The sequence below is a fragment of the bacterium genome, from assembly GCA_024226335.1.
In the GTDB taxonomy this organism is placed as follows: domain Bacteria; phylum Myxococcota_A; class UBA9160; order SZUA-336; family SZUA-336; genus JAAELY01.
In genome coordinates, this window is record JAAELY010000356.1 from 1 (window position 1) to 23,149 (window position 23,149).

Annotated in this window: 24 protein-coding genes; 10 read left to right on the plus strand and 14 right to left on the minus strand. The window is 63.3% G+C overall.

Annotated features, from left to right (window positions below; all coding sequences use genetic code 11):
• Positions 1–995: serine hydrolase (locus GY725_18565; protein ID MCP4006191.1), on the minus strand; the 995-nt coding region annotated here is incomplete at its 3' end.
• Between the two features lie 176 nt (positions 996–1,171).
• Here GY725_18565 and GY725_18570 point away from each other — a divergent pair.
• Together GY725_18570 and GY725_18575 are read left to right on the plus strand one after the other, a co-directional pair.
• Positions 1,172–1,636: a hypothetical protein gene (locus GY725_18570; GenBank protein MCP4006192.1), complete on the plus strand. Its 465-nt coding sequence runs from the start codon at positions 1,172–1,174 to the stop codon at positions 1,634–1,636.
• Positions 1,627–3,324 (plus strand): hypothetical protein, encoded by a 1,698-nt coding sequence (locus tag GY725_18575; GenBank protein MCP4006193.1) that lies wholly within the window; start codon positions 1,627–1,629, stop codon positions 3,322–3,324. Before GY725_18570 ends, GY725_18575 begins: the two co-directional genes overlap by 10 nt.
• 104 nt (positions 3,325–3,428) lie before the next feature.
• On the opposite strand, the gene GY725_18580 is transcribed toward GY725_18575, so the two are convergent.
• Positions 3,429–4,493 carry an epoxyqueuosine reductase gene (locus tag GY725_18580; GenBank protein MCP4006194.1) on the minus strand — a complete coding sequence of 355 codons (1,065 nt, stop codon included), beginning with the start codon at positions 4,491–4,493 and terminating at the stop codon, positions 3,429–3,431.
• Positions 4,494–4,777: 284 nt separating this feature from the next.
• Here GY725_18580 and GY725_18585 point away from each other — a divergent pair, with 284 nt between their 5' ends.
• Positions 4,778–5,443 carry a TetR/AcrR family transcriptional regulator gene (locus GY725_18585; protein MCP4006195.1) on the plus strand — a complete coding sequence of 222 codons (666 nt, stop codon included), beginning with the start codon at positions 4,778–4,780 and terminating at the stop codon, positions 5,441–5,443.
• Between the two features lie 98 nt (positions 5,444–5,541).
• On the opposite strand, the gene GY725_18590 is transcribed toward GY725_18585, so the two are convergent.
• From GY725_18590 to GY725_18600, 3 genes are read right to left on the minus strand one after another with little or no spacing between them, the layout of a single operon-like run.
• A complete protein-coding gene (locus GY725_18590; protein ID MCP4006196.1) occupies positions 5,542–6,984 on the minus strand; it encodes a M23 family metallopeptidase in 1,443 nt (480 codons plus the stop codon).
• An 8-nt stretch (positions 6,985–6,992) separates the two neighbouring features.
• Complete coding sequence (locus tag GY725_18595; GenBank protein MCP4006197.1) at positions 6,993–7,166, minus strand: hypothetical protein; 174 nt, start codon at positions 7,164–7,166, stop codon at positions 6,993–6,995.
• Between the two features lie 14 nt (positions 7,167–7,180).
• On the minus strand, positions 7,181–7,462 hold the full coding sequence (locus GY725_18600) for a hypothetical protein (protein ID MCP4006198.1): 282 nt from the start codon (positions 7,460–7,462) through the stop codon (positions 7,181–7,183).
• Here GY725_18600 and GY725_18605 point away from each other — a divergent pair.
• The 4 genes from GY725_18605 to GY725_18620 all read left to right on the plus strand — a co-directional run bounded on the left by GY725_18605 (position 7,461) and on the right by GY725_18620 (position 11,074).
• On the plus strand, positions 7,461–7,718 hold the full coding sequence (locus GY725_18605) for a hypothetical protein (GenBank protein ID MCP4006199.1): 258 nt from the start codon (positions 7,461–7,463) through the stop codon (positions 7,716–7,718). The two genes, GY725_18600 and GY725_18605, sit on opposite strands and share 2 nt — an antisense overlap.
• 55 nt (positions 7,719–7,773) lie before the next feature.
• Entirely contained in the window at positions 7,774–8,481 is a 708-nt protein-coding gene (locus tag GY725_18610) for an HAD-IA family hydrolase (protein MCP4006200.1), read from the plus strand.
• Positions 8,478–10,160: a hypothetical protein gene (locus GY725_18615; GenBank protein MCP4006201.1), complete on the plus strand. Its 1,683-nt coding sequence runs from the start codon at positions 8,478–8,480 to the stop codon at positions 10,158–10,160. The genes GY725_18610 and GY725_18615 overlap by 4 nt, the downstream gene beginning before the upstream one ends.
• A gap of 125 nt (positions 10,161–10,285) precedes the next feature.
• Entirely contained in the window at positions 10,286–11,074 is a 789-nt protein-coding gene (locus GY725_18620) for a glycosyltransferase family 2 protein (protein ID MCP4006202.1), read from the plus strand.
• A 190-nt stretch (positions 11,075–11,264) separates the two neighbouring features.
• On the opposite strand, the gene GY725_18625 is transcribed toward GY725_18620, so the two are convergent.
• From GY725_18625 to GY725_18655, 7 genes are all read right to left on the minus strand, one after another.
• Positions 11,265–12,308, minus strand: a complete 1,044-nt coding sequence (locus GY725_18625; GenBank protein MCP4006203.1) for a flippase-like domain-containing protein — start codon at positions 12,306–12,308, stop codon at positions 11,265–11,267.
• The gene (locus tag GY725_18630; protein ID MCP4006204.1) at positions 12,308–13,849 is read right to left on the minus strand and encodes an adenylyltransferase/cytidyltransferase family protein; all 1,542 of its coding nucleotides are present in this window, start codon (positions 13,847–13,849) and stop codon (positions 12,308–12,310) included. Before GY725_18630 ends, GY725_18625 begins: the two co-directional genes overlap by 1 nt.
• Position 13,850: 1 nt before the next feature.
• Complete coding sequence (locus GY725_18635) at positions 13,851–14,885, minus strand: DegT/DnrJ/EryC1/StrS family aminotransferase (GenBank protein MCP4006205.1); 1,035 nt, start codon at positions 14,883–14,885, stop codon at positions 13,851–13,853.
• A gap of 68 nt (positions 14,886–14,953) precedes the next feature.
• Positions 14,954–15,961: an NAD(P)-dependent oxidoreductase gene (locus GY725_18640; protein ID MCP4006206.1), complete on the minus strand. Its 1,008-nt coding sequence runs from the start codon at positions 15,959–15,961 to the stop codon at positions 14,954–14,956.
• 492 nt (positions 15,962–16,453) lie between these two features.
• Positions 16,454–17,614: a hypothetical protein gene (locus tag GY725_18645; GenBank protein MCP4006207.1), complete on the minus strand. Its 1,161-nt coding sequence runs from the start codon at positions 17,612–17,614 to the stop codon at positions 16,454–16,456.
• Positions 17,611–18,702, minus strand: a complete 1,092-nt coding sequence (locus tag GY725_18650) for a CoF synthetase (GenBank protein ID MCP4006208.1) — start codon at positions 18,700–18,702, stop codon at positions 17,611–17,613. Before GY725_18650 ends, GY725_18645 begins: the two co-directional genes overlap by 4 nt.
• The gene (locus GY725_18655; protein ID MCP4006209.1) at positions 18,699–19,958 is read right to left on the minus strand and encodes an aspartate aminotransferase family protein; all 1,260 of its coding nucleotides are present in this window, start codon (positions 19,956–19,958) and stop codon (positions 18,699–18,701) included. Before GY725_18655 ends, GY725_18650 begins: the two co-directional genes overlap by 4 nt.
• 121 nt (positions 19,959–20,079) lie before the next feature.
• Between GY725_18655 and GY725_18660 the strand changes: the two genes are divergently transcribed.
• Both GY725_18660 and GY725_18665 read left to right on the plus strand, forming a co-directional pair.
• Positions 20,080–20,616, plus strand: coding sequence for a hypothetical protein (locus tag GY725_18660; GenBank protein MCP4006210.1), 537 nt, complete (start codon positions 20,080–20,082; stop codon positions 20,614–20,616).
• Between the two features lie 68 nt (positions 20,617–20,684).
• Positions 20,685–21,284: a hypothetical protein gene (locus GY725_18665; protein ID MCP4006211.1), complete on the plus strand. Its 600-nt coding sequence runs from the start codon at positions 20,685–20,687 to the stop codon at positions 21,282–21,284.
• On the opposite strand, the gene GY725_18670 is transcribed toward GY725_18665, so the two are convergent.
• Positions 21,259–21,891 (minus strand): uracil-DNA glycosylase, encoded by a 633-nt coding sequence (locus tag GY725_18670; GenBank protein ID MCP4006212.1) that lies wholly within the window; start codon positions 21,889–21,891, stop codon positions 21,259–21,261. The genes GY725_18665 and GY725_18670 overlap by 26 nt on opposite strands.
• An 85-nt stretch (positions 21,892–21,976) precedes the next feature.
• Here GY725_18670 and GY725_18675 point away from each other — a divergent pair, with 85 nt between their 5' ends.
• A complete protein-coding gene (locus tag GY725_18675; GenBank protein MCP4006213.1) occupies positions 21,977–22,327 on the plus strand; it encodes a hypothetical protein in 351 nt (116 codons plus the stop codon).
• 10 nt (positions 22,328–22,337) lie between these two features.
• On the opposite strand, the gene GY725_18680 is transcribed toward GY725_18675, so the two are convergent.
• Positions 22,338–22,790 carry a hypothetical protein gene (locus GY725_18680; GenBank protein ID MCP4006214.1) on the minus strand — a complete coding sequence of 151 codons (453 nt, stop codon included), beginning with the start codon at positions 22,788–22,790 and terminating at the stop codon, positions 22,338–22,340.
• Between the last annotated feature and the right edge of the window lie 359 nt (positions 22,791–23,149).

Consider the following 23,149-nt stretch of genomic DNA (forward strand, 5'->3'; position numbering starts at 1 on the left):
CTCCAATAGGCATCCAGGGGCACGCCCGGCAGAGTGCCATCCGCGTTGTTCCACCACAGCAGGCCGTAATGGTTGTTCGCATCCGGATAGTTCACCGGATCGTAGAGGCTCACGGAGGCGAGGCTCGGGTCTGCCACGCGGACCTCGTCGATGAACGCTTCGGGCAGCAATTGCTGGTCGTCCCAGCACCCGCCTCGAAGGTAGAGATGCCCGATGCGTGCCATCGCATCCACGTCTGCCCGGATCCCCGAGCCTAACTCCCGCCGCGCCACACCCTCGAGCGGGGATGGACGATACCAGTTGTCGCGCCACCGGAGATCGTTCATCGTGATGCCCAGTGGGACGAAGATCCGGTCTGCCAGCAAGGGCCAGAGGTCCTGCCCGAATTTCACGGTGAGCACGTCCGCCAGCCAATTCGCTCCGCCGTTCGTATACCGAAACTCCAACCCCGGCCCCGCGGCGAGGCTGTAGAAGCCCCCGTCCTCAGGGAATCCCGCGGAGTGCGTCGCGAGATGGCGCAATGTGATGTCATCGAGCCAGCCCGTCACCGCGTTGCTCGCCGGGGGAATCCCGAAATCGGAGTAGTGCGGCTGCGCCGCATCGTCGATCGCGACAAGACCATCACCTACGGCGAGGCCCAACGCAGTGATGCCGATCGATTTCGTGGTGGACTTCAAGTCGTAACGGGTCGATTGGCTTCCCCAGTTCATGACGCTGCGACCGCTGCGCACGATGATTCCCGAGCCTCCGCCGGCTCCGAGTGCATAGTCGCGAGCCTGCTCGAGCTTCGACTCGTCGAGGCCCATCTGCGCGGGGGTGGCCGCAGTCCAGTCCGGCTGGGGCCAGGGCCCGGGGCAATCAGCGTGGGCTTCGGCCACGAGAGCGAGAGTTGCCGAGACCATCAGGAGCACCCGGGCGCCACTTCGCCAGATTCCGAAGTGGGAGATCTTCAGCGATCGGTTCCGGATGGTCGGAGAAAACCATCGCTGCTGCATGAGCAGGAATGTAGCCCGCGACTGGCGGGGGGAAAGGAAGACAGCCTGCGTTCCTTGCCGCTATCCGAGGCTTGGTTGTCGTATGGTCCAGTATTGGTGGCGCGGAAAACGCAGCGCAAAATACTTCCATCGGGTTGGACTGGAATTCGGCCCGTGATCGCAATACAGGAGGGGCCGTGGAAGCCGGCGAATCGAAAGACTCGGATGACGCCAGCGCGACGCTCGTCGATCGTCACAGCGAGATCTGGCAGCTCATGGGTCTCTCGCGCGAAGCCGTCGCGGAACTCAACAGGATCGTCGTCGATCTCAGCGGTCAGCTTGCGCGAGATCGCGCGAACCGCGCGGCGAGTTCCACGCCGCTTCCCGATGCTAAACGCGCCGATCACGAGCTCACGCGAGCGGAGTTCATGGATCGACACAGGCGACGTTTCGTCGCACTGGGAATTGGCCGACCCACGCAAGCTGAGCTGCTCGATGCGGCCGCGTTCGTCTGGAGAGCGATGCACGACGCGAGTGTTCCCAAGGAGCAGCGAGAGGCCGCGGATACCATCCGGGCGATGATGCAAGCCATGGGAGGCCCGCCGCCGTGCTGTGACGACAACGTGTTCGAGGTCGCCGCACTGGGAACTCCGTGCGACTGAACGAACCCACACGCGGCTGGCTTCGTCACCTCTGGCGCAAGGCGACAACCGAGGATGACTGGTCCAAGGGGGGCGAGCCGCACCCCTGGTGGGATCAGTACAGCCTCGAGCCCATGCTGTCGTTCCCTCGCTTCGACCTGTCGGAGTCCTCCTACGCGCTGCTGCTCATGGGTCGCACGACACCCGCGTGGCGCGAGGTCTACACGCGCATCCTCGACGAGTTGGTGCGCCGGCACACCACGCACTGGGCGGCCGTCGACTGGCTCACGCAGATCGGGCCCGACCCCGACCGGGCCAACTACCCGCGACGCTACAAGCAGCTCATGCCCAAGGATCTCTGGGGCGAGTACGACGCGCCGGGCTGGACCGCCAACGGGATCGAACCCTGGGGGCTGCAGCCCGACCCCATCGGGTCGGACGGGAACCTCTTCTTCCGCGGCTTCTTCGCGCTGCTGCTCGGGATCCACCGCGCCGTGTCGGGGGAACCCACCTGGGAGAGCCCCTTCGAGATGGCGGGGCTCGACGATCGCACCTTCCCGTGGACGCACTCGAAGGTCGCGAGCTACCTCTCCGAGCACTGGGCACGGAACCCCGAGGGCCCACACTGCGAGAACACGAAGGTGTGGCCCTTCTGCCTCTCGGCGGCGGGCCTCGGTCTGCAGATGACCGATCTGACGGTCGGCTCCACCACACATGGCATCTACGATGAGTGGCTCGAGAACACCTTCAAGCGACGTTTTCTCGGCTACGACTCTCGCGGCAACCTGAAGTCGGTGGGGCTCTATCACGATCCGGTCCTCGGGCGGACCCACAGCGGCCCGCGTGTGGGCGGGCTGGCTCCGGCCTTCTACATCCTCCCGCAGAATCGCGAGATGGCGGAGTTCCTGTACCGGAACGCGGTCTCCTCCATCGGCTGGGATCGCCGCTGGCTGCCGGTCATCGGCCCCAGGAGCATGCCGCGCATGTTCACGCTCGGGTTGCTGCTGGCGCGCGAGTTCGGCGATCTCACCACCGAGCGCAGATTGCAGCGCAAGCTCGCTGGGTTCAGCAACGGTCGGTACTTCGATGGCGGCGGGGGCGGCAGCGCGAGCGGCGCCGCAAGCGGCGACGACAACGCGGACGAGTTCGGCTTCTTCTTCCGCTTCGGCGAGGCTTTTCCGCGCGGACAGGAGAGCGCGCTGTTGATGCTCGGCGACCTCCTCGAGGGCGAAAGCGGCTGGCACGCCGCCTTCAACGACTCGGACGCCGCGAAGTTCGACGCGCCGACGGTCGAGGGCGTCGACTACCCGAAGCTCGGCCTCTCTCGGGCGCAGAACGATGACTCCCGAGCCACGCTCGAACTCGAGACCTATGTCGCGACCGCTGGCGAGGTCGGTGCCGCGACGCGCTTCCGTGTCACCCAGCTGCCCGACACCTCGAACGTGTCCGTGCTCCGAGACGGTTCGCCCTACGAGAACTGGGCCCCACTCGGCCCCGATTCGATCGAGATCGAGACGACCGTCGCCGAGAGCCACTTCTCGATCGCAACCGGGTACCGCTCGGACGCACTCCGCCACAGTCGAGCAGAAGCGCCTGGCATGGGTGCCAGCAGGGAAGCCGCTGGCGGAGCCAGCTTCCGTCCCGTCGATGCAGCACGAGTCGCGATTGCCCTGCGATCCACCAGCGTCGGATGCCCGTGCTGCGCGTAGGCATGAGCCAGATATCTCCTTCTGCTTATTCTCGTAAGTCACCCACGCGGTTCGATCTTTTCTTTGAGGTCGATCAATCGCCTGGGACCAGACCGGCGGAGCGTCTACACCTTCTCGTACATCGCCCGTTGTTCGGGACTCATCGCGGCCATGCGGCGTTTCGCCTCCGCGGGTGCCACCGCTTCGAGCGTGCCGTCGGGGTTCTGTACGACCACGCCGCCCTTGATCAGGAGCTTGTAGCGGCGCTTGCGCTCATCCCGATCGGGATGACAGATGAGCTGGCAGTTGGCGCAGGTGACGTTGAGCTTCTTCGAGGCCGGAAACGCCGAGTGGTGGAAACCTCCAGGGATCTCGGGGCGCAGCAGCGATGCGCCAACTGCCCCGATCAGGGTGTCCTCGACATCTTCATCCTTTTCCGGAACCTCGAACCGTCCCGGAGACCAGGTCGACCACTTGCCATTTTTCGCGAGCCCGGCGAACCCACCGCAGACGAGATCACAGCGCTGGAAGGTGCGCCGTTCTGAGTGGCTGAACTCCCGGTCGCCTAGCGACACGCTCGTCCTGGCCTTCTTTGCCATCAAGCCCGAGGTACAAGAGGCGAAGCAGAGCTGGCATTCGTCGCAGTATTTGCCGTCTTCGTCACGAGGCTGGCTCGGCTCGAGTTCGGCCGTGGTGACCACAGAGCCCAGGATGACCGACGCACCGTGGTTCGGCGTGATCACGTTCCCGGAGAGGCCAAACCAGCCGACACCAGAACGAACGGCCAGGTAGCGATGGGAGATATCGGGCTTGAAGTCGTACATCCCTCCGGGCGTGTCGTGTCGGTACACCGCGTTGACGGCCACGCCCTTGGAGGGAATTCCCTTCTGGTTCCAGTAGTCGGCCAGGCCCGCTGCCATGCCGGAGACCTTGAAGTTGACCTGGATGTTGTCCTCCTGGTGGTCGGCGTGGCTCTCCTTGGCCAGGTAGCGCTCGATCTTTTCCTGGTCCATCGGAACCGCGAAGCTCACTGCAGACTTCGCTCCGGGAAGCACGTACTCCAGGTCAGTGGAGGGCGGGCCGCCGGCCAGGGTCTCGGTGGTACAGACCCCCACCTCGCAGGCTCCGATCTCGGTCAGGAAGGTCCGTGCGAACTCGCTGAGCTTCTTCGGGTTCCGCTCGTCTTCCAGTTTGGCGACCGATTCAATGAGCTCGGCGATCCGGTTCGTCTTGTGCATTTTGGTCCCTCTTCGATGTGTCTCTACGGCGCCACCGGCGCAGGCGGGGAAACCGATGGATCTTGGTCCTGGCCTGCTCGGCTGTACGATCGGAAAGAAGTGATATTATTATCAGTAATGATGATTCAATCAATAAGAATCTTCACGATCGGCAGTAATTGATGAAAGAGTCAGAACTGATAAAATGTCGTATCTGATGTAAAATCAGAGATCTGAAAAGCACGAGGAGCGAAACGATGCCGAGGGGGAGAGCGGGGGAAACAAAGGATGGGAATGGCCCGCCCGCCGGGCGCTCTGCGCGCAGGCGTGAGCGGACGCGCACCAAGCTGCTGGCGGCTGCCCATGCTGTCATGGCCCGCAAGGGATCGGGCGCCGTCACCATCCAGGAGATCACCAACGAGGCCGACGTCGGCTTTGGCTCCTTCTACAACCACTTCGAATCGAAGGCGGCCATCATCGAGACAATGATGTCCGAGGCGGTGGAAAGCTTCGGCGGTGCTCTCGACCGGATTGCCGACGTCGTGGATGATCCGGCAGAGATCCTGGCCGCCTCCCTGCGCTACGGCGTGCGACGAGCCGCCAACGATCCGGACTGGGGCTGGTTCCTGGTCCGCACCGGACTGTCTCCGTTTCACCTGCGCACGGGACTGAGCGCGCGGCTGGCGCGAGACATCCGGGTCGGCATGGAGGCCGGCCGCCTGCATGTCGAGGATCCCGAGGCCACATTCTATGCGGTGGCCGGGACGGTACTGGCTCTTATGGCCGCTCGGATGGACGGCTCCGTCGAGGACGAAGCTCCCGAGCGCGCGGCCATCTTGGCCCTGAATCTCCTGGGCATCCGAAACCCCGAGGCATCCGAGATCGCTCATCGCCCCCTTCCCGCGATAGAGTTCCCTGGGTAATCAGGCGATCGAGCCGTAGTTCGCGCAGCAGCGGTTGCTTCGTGATCGCGGAGGCGCCTAGCGTCGACACGGCCCGCGTGGTGGTCAGGGGCGAGAGACTAAGGCCCGAAAGTGATTGGGATGGAGTCCAAGCCGGACGAGGTCTTTACGTAGACGGTCAGGTGAATCTCGGAGCTTTCCGAGTCCCGTGTACTGCCTGTCTCGCCGATTACTTGTCCAACCTCAATCCAATCGCCGATCGAGACGTCAATATCGGGAGAGAGCTTACTGTATGCGCAAAAGCTCCCGTCATCGTGGGAAACGATCACAGTGTGACCGGAGGTCGACGAAGGGGACTTGGCCCTCTCGGGGCGCTGGACGATTCGCTCTACGGTACCGCTGCGAGAGGCCAGGATCCTCGTCTGGCGCGGCAACCTGAAGCCGACCGCGTTGCGATGCCGGCCCTGTCCGATCACCTTCTCCATTCGAGGCCGCGCTGTGACCGTTGCTTCCTCGAAGGGCAGCCTGTAGATGGCCCTGTCGTCGTAAACCGGATCGAGCTCTGCGAATGAGTGCAAGCTGGTATTGATCTCGGCAACGACCCATTTCGAAACCGCGGCCGTGTCCTCCCCGCGATCGATGCGCCGACGGATCTCTGCCTGAACGCCTTCGGCATCGAACTCCGGTCCAGTCTGACCAGCGTCGACCGCACGATGCACGGAATCCATGGCCTGGTCGACGCCCCGATCAAGCAACTGGTCGCGTTGCCCCGCAGCTCTCGACTCTTGCGTCGGGTACAGGCGGCCCGGAACCAGTTCGGAGAGGCTCCCTCGTAGATCCGCGAACACCCAAGGGACCGACTCGACACGAGTGTTCGCTGTCAGCACGTAGACGGCCATGTGCAGATGCGGGCCGCTGGAGTACCCCGTGTTGCCGCTGGACCCGATCCAGTCACCGATGCGAACTTGCTGCCCCGGGGAGACCGGAATACCGGGGGAGAGGTGTGCGTAGACGGCGAAGCTGCCGTCTGCGTGAAGGACCAGCACGGTGTTGGCCCTCGGTTCCAGCCGCGGCTCCAGGCCACCCTCCGTGTACCCGTCTACGACGCGCGCAACGACGCCGTCTCGGGACGCGAGCACCGGTGTTCCAATCGGCAGTCCAAAGTCGACGGCATTCCAGTCCTTGCCCTGATGGAGTCTGTCACCGGGGCCGCTCGTCATGGGGCGCGGCGTCGCCTCATCAAACGGAAATCCGTAGGCTGCGCTCTGATCATGAATCGCACCCAAGGGCGCGAACGAATACATGCTTTGATTCATGCGGTCGTCGAGCCACTCCTTGAAAGACTCGCTCGTCGGCCGCGCGCGCAGGCGCCCCTGGATCTCCTCGCGCATCAGCACGGGGTCCAGCTCGGGTCCCGTCCTTCCATGCTCGAGGGCCTCGTGGACGCTCTCCATGATCTCCGCCACTGCCGCCTCGAGCGAATGCGGGCTTTGCTGTTCCGCCTGGAGATCGGAAGCTGGGAAAACCAAGAGCAGCAGGAGAATCAGTGATGTCCGGCGCATGCTCGATCCTACCACGACGCCGCTGAGACGCTGTCCGCCTCGGCGAGTTGGGAAATCTGCTCGAACATGAAGATCTTGGCCTCTTCGCGGTTGAGCATCATGATGAGCCTCCGGGGATGGGACCAGAGGATGAAGAGCAGCGCGCGCAACACATCGAGGTAGCGCTCGAGGTTCACTCGCACGGCGCGGTCTTCGATCAGTCTGGCCCCGGGGTAAGTGGACTACCCGGTTGGTCTCGTCTCAGTGGGCGATCATGCCCAGTAGTGGGCGAATCGGATCCATGCCGTCGTGTTGCCAGTCGAGTCGAGGCAGTTGCGACCCGGCCGCTGATCTCGAGATCTCCGTCGACGATGCGTCTCTCGTCGGAGGTCAGTACGGCCAATACCGACCCGGTATTCGCCAGTTCGAAGTGCTGCAGCACGCCGTGCTCACCGGGTTTCACTTCGACGAGTGTCGCCGGGTCGACTGCGCGCGACATGAAGGACAAGTTCTCGCTGCGCGCCTCAGTGACCAACGAGCTGTTCCTGTCCGATGTCGATTGGATGGCCACCGGGATCACCAGGGCCCAGCTGCTGGCGTTGCGCCTGGGGCGTTTGAAGGATCAGGGCAGGCTGCACCATTCCGTGGTGTCGATGGCGAAGATGAACAACGTCGACATCGCTTTGCAGACAGTACGCGACATGCTCGGCAGGAACGGCAGCGTCGAATCCGCGCTAGCGAGCCGCGTCGTTTGAAGAGAACCTTACGCGCTGCCGATGTGCAGGCAGGACCGAAAGCCAGGACCCAAGCGTGATCTCCCAGCTCTCCGACATCAAAGCCATCGCGTCTCGGGTCGACCGTCTGGTTTTCGACTTCGACGGCGTACTCGCCGACTCTGACGACGTACACTGGCAAGCCTATCGCCTGGCTTTCGAGCCCTACGGAATCCCGTTCACCCGCGAAGACTATGTCGAGTCTGCGAAGGGGTACGGTCGGCGCGAAGTGGTCGCCGCGTTCGGCGCGTCGCTCGACCCGCTGGAGCGCGAAGACGTCGCACAGGCGAAGACCGACGAAGCCAAGCAGCTCGTCCGGGCGGGTGAACTGAAGCCGGCCGAAGGTGCGATTCACTTCATTCGGGCCGCGCGGGCTCGCGGAATCCTGTCGGCCGTGGCGAGCACGAGCGAGATCGCGGCCCTCGCCGTCGAGGCGATGGGTATGACTTCGCTATTCGAATGCATCTGCGCGAAGCGAGCTGAGGATCGGCCGAAGCCGCACCCGGACGTCTTCTTGCGTGCGTTCGCGGAGCTCGAGCGATCGGCCGAGCGCTGTCTGGTCATCGAGGATACACCGACCGGCGTACGTGCAGCGCTGGCGGCGAGCGCCGCGGTCGTGGTGCGCGGGCGTGCTGAAGAATGGTCGGACGAAGCGCTGCGTGGCGAGATCTCGTCCTTCTTCGTGGACTTCGGCGCGCTACATGCACAACTCGGCTGGGGCCCGATGGAAAGCGTGGCCGGGTGAGCGAGCAAACGCCCCGTCGGCTTTCGGTCGACCTGTTGACGGTCTTCCTGGTGATCGTGTCGGTGCTCGGCGTGATCCTCGCCCTGACGATCTCCTGGAGTCGCGCGTTTCAGGTGGACGAGGTCGAGACGATCCACGCCGCCTACAACCTGGCGAGCGGCAAGCTCATCTATCGCGACTTCTGGCAGGGACACAATCCTCTGCTCTACTGGATCCTGAGCTGGATGCTCCCCATGGACCCGCCTTCACTGACCTTCGTGTCCGCGCGCATGCTCGTGTTCGCATTGCTCGTCACGAACATCGGACTCTCCGGCTGGCTCACCCACCGACTCGGGGGCGTTCCCTGGCTGACGACGGCTCTGCTCGTGCTGCACACGACTTTCATCGAGCGCGGGATGGAAGTCCGTCCCGATTCGCTGATGACGCCGCTGTTGATGGCTGCGCTCCTCGTCGGGACCCTGCGCGATCGACCGCTGCTCTGGCGCTATGCGGTGCAGGCAGCGCTGCTGGGGCTCGCCTTCATCACGACGCAGAAAGCGGCGATCGCGAGTTTTGCCTTCGGCAGTGTCTGGCTGGTGACGGCCGCGAGCCGACGCGAGCCGAAGCTCGTCCTTCTGCCGTGTCTCGTCTGGGCCCTGCCGTTCGCGGGCATGCTCGCAGCGCTCGGCTGGGTGGGCGCCTACGAGGAGTACGTCCTCTACAACCTGAGTCACCCGGGACAAAGCATAGGCGGCGAGTCCGGCGCCGCTGCCGCGCGTTTCTCGGCTCTCGGTCCCCTGCTCCACGAAGGCTCACGCAACGTGGCGTTCGGTCTGGCCGCATTGGTGGGACTCGCGTCGTCGGTGTGGTTTGCGGTACGCCGAGAGCACGCCGCGCTCTGGCCGACGGCCTGGCTGGGCGCCGTCTGGATCGCGGGCTTGTTCGTGATGCCCTTTCCTTTTCCCTACTCGCATGGGGGCGGTTTGCCGGCGCTCGCCGTGACGATCGGCGTGATCCTTCCCGCGTGGGTAGACAGGTCGTCTGCTACGCCCCCGTTGCGCGACCGTCTGCTTGCTGTCGTGTCCATCGCGCTCGTCCTTGCAGCCATGGCGACGAGCCTGTCGCGGCTGGTGCGAGAACCGGCGCGCAGCAACGCCTATCAACTGCACTTGCTGGGTCGGGTGCAGGAACTCACGCAGGGCACGGATCGCGTCTTCGACCTCGCGGGCCTCTACTTTCGTCACGACGCCTATCCGGTCTATCTCATGACAGGTGCACACTACACGCGTTACGTGGGCGGTGGCTATCCGCGGATCGCTTCGTGGCTGCGCGAGAACGGGCTGAACCTGTTTACCGTCAACTACCGGATGAACCGGCTCAAAGGTGAGGATCGCGACTTCCTGAGGCGCCAGTTCGTCCGCGTCGAACCCAACATCTTCATGTCGGGCAGCGCTTTGGACGGCATGCCCCCTGGCGCAAGGAAGAGCTTCGAGGTCACACGCGCAGGTGAGTACCGATTCGATGGCGAAGGTGAGCTGACCGTCGATGGCGTGCGATTTCGCAAAGGACGCCTCGAACGCGGTGCCTACGAGCTCGCGACGCCGAGCGGGATCGAGCGCGGCCGCATCGTGCTCGCGCAAGCCCCGGACTTCGCAGCTCCGATGCCCCCGGATCGTCCCGTCTACCACGGCTTCGACTGAGTCAAAGCACATTCGCAGGAAATTGCCCGCAAATCGCTTGTCCCGGCACACACGTCACTCTCTCTAAGGGCCCGAACGGCCGATAGAAGGGTGTAGCAGCAACCTTGTTTCGCGGAGAGAATACGATGACTGAGACAAACCGAGAGCAGCTGACGGTCATCATCCCGTGTAGGGATGAGGCGCACAACGTCGAGCAGGCGGTCGATTCCGTATACCGGGTCATCCCCGAGCTGGATCTGGACGTGCACATACTCCTGGTCGACGACGGCAGCGTCGACGACACCGCACTCATCATGGAACGGCTGTGCAAGGAAAACCCCGACTGCCGCATGCGTGTCAACAAGCACAACCTCGGCCTCGGGCGGACCGTGCTCAACTCCTATCCCGACATCCCTTCAGACCACTGGATTTCCGTATTCCCTGGCGATAACGAGCTGATCTTTGGCTCGATCCGAAATCTGCTCGCTCTTCGGAAAGACCACGATCTGGTGCTGGGGTACCTGCAGAATCAGGTGATCCGAACCTTGCGGCGCCGCCTCGCGTCGTATTCCTTCTCCGCCGTCGTTCGGTTCATCTACGCTTTTCCGTACAGGTACCTGAACGGGTTGAAGCTCTACAAGGCGCGAGTCTTCAAGGACATCGAGGTCGTTTCTTCCGGACACGCGTTCAACGCCGAGCTATTGGCCAAGGCGATCTTGCGCAACCCGAATCTCCGCGTGACGGAGGCTCCGTTCACCGCGCGAGGTCGATCGCTCGGCGCAAGCAAGGCCATCCAGCCCACGTCGATCCTCAAGGCAATTCGCGACGTCTACATGGGATATCGGAGCGTCTGCAGGTATCGCGATCAGGTCGTCGCGGCGGATCTCGCGGACGCGGGTGGAAGAGATCTCGACGAGATCAGTTCCAGCTTCTAGGGAATCTCTGCACAGGGAGGATTCGAGCGAGAAGCGGGAGTCGCCGCCTGAGCAAGAAGCGTGGTCCGATCGCAGATCCGTAGATCTGCAGGGGGTCGCGCGACGCAGCGCAGGCGGATGCATCGCGCTTCGCAGCCGCAGCCTCCCTGTGCAGAGGTTCCCTAGAGGCCCAGCCGAAAACCCCAATCTGTCATACCGTCCCGTCGCTGACCTCGGCCATGGATGTGTCCATCCTTGCAGCGGAACTGCCGCCCCCCGAGACGCCGCCACGGCGGAGCGCGACGATGTCCTTCGCGACGAGCGGCGACAGGAGGATGGTGAACGGGATGATGGCGACCGCGTGGGAGACGATCGCGAATGAGGCCGCAACGTCCGCGCCGACACCGAAGAGGCTGAGCGCGAGAGCGGCGAAGTAGTGATACGTACCGACGAATCCGGGTGCCGACGGGATCACCGTCGATAGTGAAACGAAGACGAGCACACCGATCGGCGCATACCAGGGCACCTCGATCCCACAGGCGAGGATCAGAACGCAAAGCGAGAGGGTCGAGAAGAACCAGTAGCCCGCGGTGAGCGCGACCAGTTCGAGGAATACGCGTCCAGACGCGAGAGCGCTCACGCCGCGTGCGAACTGCGACGCGTGATCGGTTAGGATCCGGGAGGGACCCTCTCCGCACACGCGGGTCGTTCGAGCGACGAGAGCCCCGAAACGGTCGGGAAAACGCGCGGTGAGAAAGAGGACGACGAACCCCGTAGAGGCGACGCCGCTGAATAGGTAGAGCCCACCATTGTTCGGAATCAGGTCCGAAAAGAGCAACGCCGAGGCGCCGATGAGCAGCACCAGAAAGAACGAGTCGAGGATCCGCTCGGTCCCGGCGATGCCGACACACGTCGAGATCGAACTCAGGCCGCAATTCGCCATGAAGCCGACCTTGAGTGCTTCGCCCAGACGGAAGGGCAGGACATTGTTCCCGACGAACGCGATCGACTGCGCGCGATAGGATTCGCCGAGCGAGAAGCTGCCCGAGGCGTCGGCGAAGCGCTGAAGACGAATAGCCATCATGCTGAAGCCGCAGAACTTTGCAACCAGGGCGAGCGTGAGGAGCGGAACGCTCGCTGCTGCGAGATGCGATCCGACCTGGTCGAGATTCGTTTTGCGCAGGAGGAAGTAGATGAATCCGGCCGAGATCAGTCCCTGGATGAGGATCAAGGCGTGGCGCGAGAAACGCTTCATCACGATTCCTGAAGCTCCGGTCGGTGGAGCATGAAGGTCTGCAGGTCCACCGCGCTCGAGGGCGAGTTGCCCAATCGGCTGATCTGGAGTGCGGAAAGGCAGCTCGAGAAGTAGAGCGCGAGGTTCTTGTCCAGGCCGGAAACATCGCAGAGCGCGCTGCCGGCCAGGAAGACGTCCCCCGCACCAATTCCATCGATCGCGTTGTCGGCGAGTGCGGGCAGATACTCTGTAGCGAGCCGGTTGCCACCCTGCGGGTTCGGATAGAAGCGGATCGCGCCACGGTCGCCCATGGTCAGCAACAACTGTTCTGTCTCGGTTGCGGCCAGGTAGCGGGACGCGAGATTCGAAAGCCCGCTCTCCCGATCGCCGAGGGCGAAACGCAGTTCCTGCTCCGTCGGGGTAGTGAGTCGTGCACGCTTGTACTTGAGCAGATTGCTGCTGCCTCGCTGACTGACATCCACGTAAAAACGGAGCTCGCGTTTCAGGACGAACTCGTTGATGTCGCGAATCAGCTCTTCCCCGAACATTCCATAGCCGAAATCAAGCAGGACCACGCCATCGACGTCCCGACTGAGCTCCTCGAAACGTTCCATGAAGTCGCGCTGTTCCTGGCCGGAGAGCGGCGCGTGTTGACCGCGATTGATCTTGAGGACCTTCTGGCCACCGACCAGCATGCGCTGTTTCTGGCAGATCGAACGCCGCGGCGTGGAGATGAACTCCGATCCGACGCCGCCCAGTTCGAGTAACTGGTCGAAGGAGTCGCACAATGGCTCGCCTTCCGGACGCGTGGAGAGAAAGGTCGATTCGGCGCCGAACTGTGCGAGCTGGAGGGCGACGAGCCCGGCGCCGCCGAGATAGCTCTCTTCGGAGAGCGGCGTGACCGAGATGACGGGCGCCTCTTCGGCGACGTCCGCGGTTCCGCAATGGGTATAGACGTCGACGATCGGATCGCCGACCACGAGGAACCGCTTGTCCCAGAACGATCCCATGGCCTCGTTGATGCTGGAGAGTGTGATCCCGTTGCTCGAGCAGAAGAAGTCGAGACGCTGCGCCCGTTCGGAGAACCGGTCCCGGAAGCGGTCGATGATGTGGCTGGAGGAATAGACCACGTCGCCAGAACTGAAGACGACGCTCCCGCCGTACCCTTCGACGATGTGGCGCTCGCGCAGGAAACGCGCGTCTTCATTGGTCTCGTATTCCTTGCCCTTGATGTAGACGTCGGGCTGGATGTCGGTCAGAAGCGGACCCGCCCAATCGTGATCGTCGACGAAGACGTAGTCCACGAACTCGAGGACGGCGAGGTTCTCGGCACGCAGATTCTCGTTGATAAAGGGACGGTCGTAGCCCTTGTTCACGTGCTGGTCGCTGCTCACCGAGACGAGCAGGACGTCGCCCTGGGCCTTCGCGTAGGCCAGGTAGCGGATGTGTCCGGGATGAACGATGTCGAAGCAGCCGTGGCACTGCACCAGGGTCTTGCCGACCTGGCGCAGAGCCTCGCGCGTCGCGAGCAAGGCTTCCTTCGAAAGGACCTTCGGATGCATATCAGGCGAGTTCGCTCTCGAGTCGTTCGATGATCCGGTCTCGCTGCTTTGCACTGAGCTCGGGAGTCGATGGCAGACTCAGAATTGTCTCCACGAGTCTTTCGGTCGTCGGGAGCGGGTGTTTGTGAAACGAGCGGAAGGGCTCCTGGCGATGGGCCGGAATCGGATAGTGGACCTTTGTGTCGATCCCCTGATCCAGGAGGCTCTTGCGGATTCGATCCCGGCCCTCTTCTATCTGGATCACGAAGGGGCAATGGACCGAGCGGACGCCCGGCTCTTCGGGTGGGAGAGTCACGTACTCGCCGAGCGCGGCACGATAAGCGCGAGCGTGTTCGTCGCGCGCCTCGATCCACGACTCGACGTGCGGGAGCTTCGCGAGGAGAATGGCGGCCTGTAGCGTATCGAGACGACTGTTGACCCCGAGCTGTGCGGCTTCGTCGCGGTTTCGCAGGCCGATGTTGTGGAGCTGTCGGAGGCGTTCCGCGTGGGCTTCATCGTTCGTCGCGATGAAGCCGGCGTCGCCGCAAGCACCCAGAACCTTGAGCGGGTGCAGCGAAAAGCAACCCATGCCCCAGCTTCCCGTCTTGCGTCCGTCGCGGGTCGCTCCCAGCGCCTGGGCCGCGTCCTCGATCAGCGCAAGCCCGTGAGTTTCGGCGATCGCCTGGAGAGCCGGCATGTCGCAGGGAAAGCCATTGAGGTGGACAGGAAGGAGGGCGCGGGTGCGCGAGGTGATGCGCTCCTCGACGCTCTTCGCGCAGATCACCATGGTGCGCGGGTCGACGTCGGCAAACACGGGGGTCGCGCCGCGCGCACAGATTGCAGCCGTGGTTGCCAGGAACGTGTGGGACGGAGTGATGACCTCGTCGCCAGGACCGATTCGGTGGGTGCTCAAAGCGAGCACAAGCGCATCCGTTCCCGAATTCACGCCGATCACGTGAGCCACGCCGAGATACTCGGCCAGGCTCGACTCGAGTTCTGCGACTTCAGGACCCAGGATGTACTGCCCGTGTTCGACCACGCGCCGCACCCGGAGCATTGCTTCGTCGATCACGGCAGAGTTCCGCCCAGGGAGATCCACGAAGGGAATCGGCTCGCGGCTGTCGCTCACGCGAAGTGCTTCCAGAATTCGAGGTTCTCCGACATCAGGGCGACGTTGCGGTAGCGTGAGGACTCCGGGTCCGCGATCGCACCGGCGGCAAATGCCTCGGCGAGATCGCGCACCGCGTCGACGATGCCGCGCGTGGGCTTCCAGTCCAGCTGCCTCGTCGCCTTGCTGGCGTCGAGCCGATAGGACCGGTTGTCGTCGGACCGGATCGCCTCGATTAGAATCGAGGGATCGATCTCATCTCGTACGATTTCGGCGATCTGCTGAACGGTCGCGTTGCTATGCGAGACGTTGAATGCCTCACCATTCACGTCGGGTGCATCGAGGAGCAGTGTGTAGAAGTCGACGAGATCGCCGACGTGGACGTTGGGCCGCGTCTGCGTGCCGCCGAATACGGTGATCTTCCTCTTGCGGATCGCCTGGTCGGTCAGGATGTTGACGGTGAGGTCGAGGCGCAGGCGCGGCGACATGCCGCAGACGGTGGCGGAGCGGACCGCAACCCCTTCGAAGTCGTCGCTGATCAGGCTGTCGAGGATCTCCTCGCCTTCGCCCTTGTACCGGGCGTAGAGCGTTAGCGGCTGGAGTTCGAGGTCCTCTGTGACCTTGTCATCGTCGCGTAGTCCGTACACGCTTGCGGACGACGCATAGAGGAATCGCCCGACGCCGCCCTGCCGTGCAAGCTCCATGACGTTTCGCGTGCCGTCGAGATTGACACTGCGCGTGATGTCGGCATCGAGCTCTGAACTCGGATCATTGCTCACCGCCGCCAGATGGATCACACGATCAAATTTGTTGCGGCCGAAGACTCGTTCGAGGGCGGCGCGTTCTCGAATATCGCCCTGGATGAGTTCGAACTCCGGCTGCTCGGTCAGTTTTCCGATCGACTCTCGCCCAAAGAAGAGGCCGTCGAAGGCGGTGACGCGGTGGCCGGCGCGCAGCAGCTGCGGACAGAGGACGGAACCGATGTAACCGGCGGCGCCGGTGACGAGAATGCGATGTTGGGTCATTCCGCTTGATGTCTCCCGTCTGCTCGCTCGGTCGCGCAGCGATCGCTTCGCATCCGAGATCGGCTATTGGCGAGCGGGAGGGGCAGAATGCAGCGCGTCGTCCAAGAGCGGACTTGCATCGAGCCAGCCGAAGCCACCGTCACTTCTCCGGCTTTTCCCGACCCATACGCTCTCTGGATGAATCGGCCCAGAAGACCTCAACTTGAACGGTGCCGGTGGCTCGACGCGGTGCGCTCCTGGCCGCTCGTGTCCTGGTTCCGGATGTGTCCGGGCGGGCCTTTCACGCGTTTCGCGCGAGCCAGAAGGGCGCGGGAAACCGGACGTTTGTGCGACTGACGAGAACGTCTCGGGCGGCCGCGCTGGCGCGCCTGGTCGCAGGCGTCGATGCTTGTGCGAGAATCAAGCCGCGGTGGATCGTCATGCCCGAGGCTAGCGAAAACACCCTCCTCGCGTACGGACCTGACCTCGATTGCTTCCGGTGCTGACGTCAACCTACCCGGCAATCACACCCAGTAGTGGGCGAATCGGATCCATGCCGTCGTGTTGCCAGTCGAGTCGAGGCAGTTGCAGATGCCCCAGGGAGCAGACCCGCGAGATACCGAAATCCCGTGCGCGGTCCAGCAACTCGGGTTCGCGATCGCCCCAGCCGCTCTGGCCGAGCGAGGATAGATGCGGTGTGAGCCGCGCGCACCAGTTCGACAAGCCCTGCAGGCCTTCCACGGGAATGACCGGAAGCAGACGGTGAACCCCCGGAGCCGGTTGCTGCGCGCTTGTTTCGACCAGGACGGTCCAGTCCGTCGAGTCTTTGGACATCTCTACCCGGACACCCGCGCGTGTAGCGGCGCTGGCGCGAAGTTCGTGCACCCGCATCTCTTCCGCCATACTCAACGGACCCCGCGGCAATTCCTCGGCCATCCGAGCGAGTTCCTCTGCCAGGGCGAGAGAGAAGGCTCGGGTGCGTCCGGGAGTCGATTCGTCTACCAGCGCCCATGCGGGTGAAAGGCATCCGCGACCATCCCAGAGTGCGACGTCGAGAGCCAGGTCGCGGGCCGCGCGTGCCAGGTCGGCCTCGGGTCCGATACTCGCGAGGGAGACCTTGTGTCCATAGCCGACGAACACCTGTCCCGGGAGTGCTTTACGGCGCAGTTCGCGGATCGTCTCGTCGCTTCCGTAGGCGATGATCGCGTCTGCTTCCGTCAGCAGCGAAGCGTCGTCTCCAACCTCGATGCAGGCTCCGAGTGCGGGGTCGGCTTCTCGAAGTGATTCGGCAAACAAGCGAGGGCTGACCGGATCGGCCGAAGCTGCCTTTGCGTAGACCGAAGAACCGGCGAGCAAGGGCAGCAACAAGCCCAGAAAACTCGCTGTGGGAATCGATCCGGCCAGGCAAACGGCCGTTAGTTCCGGAATCCGGGAGGATGCGGAAACCTCGCGAGCGTGTAGTTCCAGCAAGGCCTCGCGGGTCCAGTTCTCGACACCCCTGAGAATCCCCGTCCGGATGACTTCGTTTGAGTAGAGGCTGTGCTCCTGTGCCAGGCGCGCGCACCAGATGGAATCACTGGCTTCCCAGGCTCGAAGTGCGCGATCCAGTGCGCTTGCGGTGCGCTCCGGTGTCAGCGAGCGGGGTGCCTGGCGCAGTGCATCGAAAGAACTCACGACCGGTTTTCGAACAACACGTCGGCTGCGATCGAACAACCCCGGGCCTCGGCACCTGCGACCCGGCCGATGATCTCGAGATCTCCGTCGGCGATGCGTCCCTCGTCGGAGGTCAGTACGGCCAATACCGATCCGGTATTCGCCAGGTCGAAGTGCTGCAGCACGCCGTGCTCACCGGGTTTCACTTCGACGAGTGTCGCCGGGTCGACTGCGCGCGTGCGCACCCAGGGTGGAATTCTCTTGAGCGTGGTCGCGCGGCCGATTCGCAAGCTAGGTTCGTAGAACTGGCTGCCCAGCTCGCACATTCCGTACTGGTTGAGAATTCGCTCTGGTGGGACGCCGAGGCATTCCGAGATACCACCGTGGAGTTCCTGGCGCGTGAGTTCGCGCGAACGTCCCTTGAATCCGCCAGTTTCCATCACACGCGTTCCCGCGGGAAGTTCGAGTTTCGCGCTGCGTTCGGTGAGTGCATCCATCAAGTGGACGAAGGCAAAAGCCGTGCCCGCCAGCAGGCAGGGGTCTTTTAGTGTGAAAAGATCGTCGAGCAACGAGTCGCGTTCCCAGTGCAGGCCCTCGCTGCTGGGCTGAACGTAGAAGTGCGAATATCCGCCCGAAAATTTCTCGGCCGCGCATTCGAACATATAGGAGAGCGAGGAGTCCGAGGCGTCGGTTGCGGAAGGTGCGAGTACCAGAAAACGGATCGGTTGCGGATCCGGGCAGACGAAGGCGCCAAAAGACGCGAGAAGGGAAGCTTCGTAGAGTTCGAGCGTATCGAGTTCCAGGCGGCCGCGTGCTTCGTTCGAACTTCCACTGGTGTGGAATACGCGCTGTGTCTCGGACGCGGGGAAGCAGGCGAGTCGCGCTTCCTTGAATGCGCCCGTCGGAACGGCGGGGATCTCCTGCCATCGGGCCACGCGTGAGGGCGGGCGATCAAAAGCATCGCAGAAACGACGATAGGCTTCGCCGTGCTCGTATTGATGGGAAAACAGGGCGAGGGCCAGTCGTTCGAAGCGCGCGTCGTCGCATTCTGAATCGACGCCTTCGCCCATCCATTCGAGGATCTCGTGTTCGATCTCCCCGCGTTTCAACGCAGAAGCTCGGCGATGCGATCGGTCGCTGCGGCCAGTAGTTCTTCGGAAATCGTCAGCGCGGGGGTCAGCGACAAGACGTTTGCCTCCGGTCCTTCCGGCAGCAGAATCCAGCCCTCGCTCAACATCGTGCCCACGACTCGTTCCGCTTCTTCGCTGGAGTCGAGTTCGATCCCCAGCATGAGACCACGCCCGCGCACGTCACGCACACCAGCGCAGCACGCGAGCCGCTCGCGCATTCGCTTCAACGTGCTCTCGCCCACCCGAGCTGCACGGGCCGGGAGATCTTCGCGCTCCATCACGCGCAGTACGGCGAGTGCGGCGGCGCAGCCCATGGGGTTGCCCAGATGCGTGCTGGTGTGGAGTGCCTCGCCTGTGGAGGCAGGCCAGCGTCGCATGACGTCGGGTCGCCCCGCGCACAGCGATATCGGGAAGCCCCCACCAATGCCCTTGCCCAACGTGACGACATCCGGCAGGACGCTTTCGTGTTCGCAAGCCAGCCAGCGCCCCGTGCGCCCAAAACCCGTGTACACCTCGTCGGCAATCAGAAGGACGCCGCTCTCGTCGGCGAGTTCGCGCAGCGCAGAAACGAATCCAGCCGGCGGAACCACCACGCCGCCGCGTCCCTGTATCGGCTCGAACAGAATCGCACCGACTTCGAAGTCGCGCAGTACCGCGCGCACGGCATCCGGATCACCGTAGGGAACGAAGTGAGTGCGTTCCGGGAGTCGACCCGTAAAGGCTTCGCGAAAGATCGAGCGGTGGGTGACGTCGAGGGCACCCAGACCCAGCCCGTGATAGGCACCTTCGAAAGCGATCACACCGGGCTTGCCCGTGACCATCAAGGCGGTCTTGAGCGCGGACTCGACTGCGTCCGAGCCGTTCGCGGAGAGGATTGCGCAACCGAGGTCGCCCGGTAGCGTGCGCTCTACGGCTTCGAGCAGATCGACTTTCAGGGCGGCGGGAAACACGTCGCCCAGGACGTTGGGCATCTGCGCGGCCTGTTGAGCGATCGCCTCGACCACTTCCTTGTGCGCGTGCCCCAGTGAAGAGGCGCCAAAACCGCCGAGCAGATCGACGAGCCGGTTGCCATCCACGTCGTAGACGTTTGCGCCGCTGGATTGCTGCCAGAACACGGGAGCGACCGTCAGGAGGGTGACTTCCGGGCACTCGACGCGTGCCAGGCGCTCGGCCAACGCGCCCGAGCGTGGACCCGGAATGGCGGTTTTAAGTCTGGGAAGCTGGCCCTCGATCATCTGCCGAATCTAGCCCGCATATCTCACCGGGTCGCTAGCATACGAGCGGGAAGTCCGGCCAGAAGGAATTCCTGGGGCTTCCGAGTTTCTGGGGACATTCCCAGATGGTATAAGAACGGGTATGACGCAACGCGCGTTTTTCGCTGAAAACCGGCCGATACTCCTGCGTTCGGCCTTGTACATTGCCCTGGTCGTGGGTGTGTCGAATCTGCTCGTGGTCGAATATGTGGACCGCGAGATCCTCTCGTATGCGCGTCACGCCATCGCCGCCGGCGCCGGTTGGGTTCTCAACGCCTTGGGTTTTGCGGCGCGCGTCAGTGGGGAGCGGGTATTTCTCTCCTCGAGTGCCGTGCAGATCGTCAACTCATGTACCGGGATCGACGTAGCGGTGTTCCTGGCGTCCGCGGTGCTGGTATTTCCTGCCAGCTGGGGGGCGCGAGTCAGAGGTGTATTGCTGAGCTTCGCCGTGGTCCTCGTCGTGAATTTCCTGCGCGTGCTCACGCTCTGCTACTTCATCAATAGCTCGACCGAGATGTTCGATCTGACGCATCTCTACATCTGGCCCGCGTTCATCACTCTGGTGTGTCTGGGCACTTTGCTCTACTGGATCCAGACCGTCGCCCAGCCCGAAGTTGTTTCAGCGGAAGGCGATGTTTAGCTCGCAAACCCCATCTGGCCGCGATTGCGACGGTATCTTCCGCGCTCTCACGACACGATCCGGGAAAAATGCGGGCTAGAAACACACTCTGGCTCTTGCTGCGTTTCAGCCTGGTCTACGGCGCCCTGGTCTGGTTCTGCTACGTGACGACGGCCTACGCCTGGGTCGAAGGTGCATCCGTATCCCTGGTGAACATCAGCTTCAATCTATTCGACGCCGACGGAGAAGAACGCACGCTTCGCCTCGAGATCCCCGAACGCGGAGCGGTGTATGTCTACGACATCAAGATCGCCGGAACTCACCACACGATTTCCCGCGGTTACCACAAACACGCGTTCATTCTGGTGCTCTTCTTCGGCCTGGCACTCGGAACACCGGGACTTCCGCTGCGTCGCAGACTGATCGCGCTCGGACTCGGGGGTGTACTCACCTTTGGCCTGTGCACGGCCATGTTGATGAGCGATCTGCAGGGCTGGGAGGTTGCCGCTTTCTCCGCAAGCAATCTTCCCGATTCGGATGGGCCCTTTCCGGGCATCATCATGAGCATGCGCGGCCTCCACAGGACCGCCGCCGGAGGAATGCTCCCCATCATCATCTGGGCGTTTCTCGTGGCCGGCCCCCTGCTCGAAGAGTTGCGCCCGGCTACCGCGGACGCTTCCGGTTCCTGAGCCGGGTCGCGCGCTCGAAGATCGCGCGCCACATCGGGAGCGTCAGCCGTCCCGTGTTCGTGTTCTGGCGCGAGGGGTGATAGCTCGTCAATAGCGTCGGTCGGCCCTCGATCTCGTAGTGAGCGCCGTGCGCGAACGGGTAGGCCGAGAGCGGGCTCATGCCCCAGCTGCGCAGTACCGCGCGATGTGCGATTCCGCCCAGGGCCAGCACTACACGCAGCTTCTTCAAGGCCTCGAACTCGCGATCGAGCCAGACCCGACACTCCTCCTGTTCGGGTCCAGTCGGACGGTTCTGCGGCGGAACGCATTTGACCGCGTTCAGGATGAATGCGCCGTCGAGGTGTTCGCCGTCCCAGGATTTCCGTCGTTCCAGCTCCCCATACAACCACTTGCCCGAGGCGTCCATGAAAAAGGGTCGTCCCGAGCGATTGGCACCGTGCAGGCCGGGGGCCAGTCCGACGATCCCAAGCCAGGCGTCGCGATCGCCAAAGCTCGGAACCGGCTTGTTCCAGTAATCGGGGTAGTCATGTCGCAGGCCGTCTGTGAACGCGACGAGTCGAGGGCAGCGTCGACACGCGATCACCTGGCGTGAGATGTGTTGAATCATCGAATGCGCAGCCTATGCGCAGTCTGTCTGGCGCTCAAGTCGCAGAAGCGCACACCCGATGAGGTGCGTAGGGAGGATTACCCAGATGCGCAACCTCACGTACATGGCCGTCATCATTTCGGTCCTGCTCAGCACCGGAGGCGTGGGACTTCAAAGCGCTGCCAATTCCACGGCACAACTCCCAGCAGCCGACGCGAGTCCGCTGCCCGTGAGCCTCGAAACGGGGACCGTCGGGAGCGAGGCTGACGCGAAGGTCTGTCGGCCGACTCCGCCCGAACAGAGAGTGCGAAAGATCTCCCTGCCAGAGCTCGGCGACGGCAAGGCGATCCTGCTGAACACGCGCGGCTACAACTACGCCCGCCCCGGCGAAGCGGTGCCAGAGATCCTGAAGCTGCAGCAACCGCCCGCAGCCCCCGCGGATTCCGCCCACGACTAGACGTCCAGGGTCAGACTTCGGGACCGAGTCCGCGAAGCAGAATTCCCTGACCCGCGAGGACCGCGATCAATGTGGGCCATAGAGCGACGTCGTCGAGCATGCCGGCGAGCTGGAAGAACACGACCAGGCAAAGAGGCGGCGTCGCGCTCCAAAGCGACAGTCGCTGATGTTCACGAATACCCAGTCGGCTCACTCCACTCAGGCTGATCAGTACGCCCGCCGCGATGTGTGCGAAGAGCGCCAGTGCAGATGTGGTGCTTAGACCGGCAGCAGCCAGTAGTGAGAGGCTTCCTAGAAGCAGTCCGAAACGCCCACCGCGGCGCGCACCCAGAATCCGGCGATAGGCACGGGGATCGCCCAGCAGGACTCCTGGAAGTAGAGGCCCCACCTCCTTGAACTCGATGAACGAGCGTCTCGGCGGGGACACGATATTGGAGCCCGGCTTCGGGGCCGCATCGGGCATCGGATTCGCTCCTTTTCTACGGCCAATGTAGCGCTACGATCCACCGTAGAGGAGTGATTGTTCCAATGGGTCTCTGGGCGTTCTTGAAGGTGCGCAAGAAGTACTGGCTCTTGCCGCTGGCGACTCTGCTGATCGCCTTTGCGCTCTTGCTTCTGGCCGGGCAGGGCTCGAGAGACGATTTCGTCTACACGCTCTTCTAGCGAACCTATGGAACAGGACGCTAGGGAATCTCTGCACAGGGAGGAATCGAGCGAGAAGCGGGAGTCGCCGCCTGAGCAAGAAGCGTGATCCGATCGCAGATCCGTAGATCTGCAGAGGTTCGCGCGACGCAGCGCAGGCGGATGCATCGCGCTTCGCAG

What these genes read in the sequence shown, in the direction of transcription:
- GY725_18680 (MCP4006214.1), bottom strand. Translation starts at nt 22,790, where the DNA reads ATGCCCGATGCGGCCCCGAAGCCGGGCTCCAATATCGTGTCCCCGCCG.
- GY725_18670 (MCP4006212.1), bottom strand. Translation starts at nt 21,891, where the DNA reads ATGATTCAACACATCTCACGCCAGGTGATCGCGTGTCGACGCTGCCCT.
- GY725_18665 (MCP4006211.1), top strand. Translation starts at nt 20,685, where the DNA reads ATGCGGGCTAGAAACACACTCTGGCTCTTGCTGCGTTTCAGCCTGGTC.
- GY725_18640 (MCP4006206.1), bottom strand. Translation starts at nt 15,961, where the DNA reads ATGACCCAACATCGCATTCTCGTCACCGGCGCCGCCGGTTACATCGGT.
- GY725_18675 (MCP4006213.1), top strand. Translation starts at nt 21,977, where the DNA reads ATGCGCAACCTCACGTACATGGCCGTCATCATTTCGGTCCTGCTCAGC.
- GY725_18605 (MCP4006199.1), top strand. Translation starts at nt 7,461, where the DNA reads ATGAAGGACAAGTTCTCGCTGCGCGCCTCAGTGACCAACGAGCTGTTC.
- GY725_18630 (MCP4006204.1), bottom strand. Translation starts at nt 13,849, where the DNA reads ATGCATCCGAAGGTCCTTTCGAAGGAAGCCTTGCTCGCGACGCGCGAG.
- GY725_18660 (MCP4006210.1), top strand. Translation starts at nt 20,080, where the DNA reads ATGACGCAACGCGCGTTTTTCGCTGAAAACCGGCCGATACTCCTGCGT.
- GY725_18585 (MCP4006195.1), top strand. Translation starts at nt 4,778, where the DNA reads ATGCCGAGGGGGAGAGCGGGGGAAACAAAGGATGGGAATGGCCCGCCC.
- GY725_18600 (MCP4006198.1), bottom strand. Translation starts at nt 7,462, where the DNA reads ATGTCGCGCGCAGTCGACCCGGCGACACTCGTCGAAGTGAAACCCGGT.
- GY725_18635 (MCP4006205.1), bottom strand. Translation starts at nt 14,885, where the DNA reads ATGCTCCGGGTGCGGCGCGTGGTCGAACACGGGCAGTACATCCTGGGT.
- GY725_18625 (MCP4006203.1), bottom strand. Translation starts at nt 12,308, where the DNA reads ATGAAGCGTTTCTCGCGCCACGCCTTGATCCTCATCCAGGGACTGATC.
- GY725_18590 (MCP4006196.1), bottom strand. Translation starts at nt 6,984, where the DNA reads ATGCGCCGGACATCACTGATTCTCCTGCTGCTCTTGGTTTTCCCAGCT.
- GY725_18620 (MCP4006202.1), top strand. Translation starts at nt 10,286, where the DNA reads ATGACTGAGACAAACCGAGAGCAGCTGACGGTCATCATCCCGTGTAGG.
- GY725_18655 (MCP4006209.1), bottom strand. Translation starts at nt 19,958, where the DNA reads ATGATCGAGGGCCAGCTTCCCAGACTTAAAACCGCCATTCCGGGTCCA.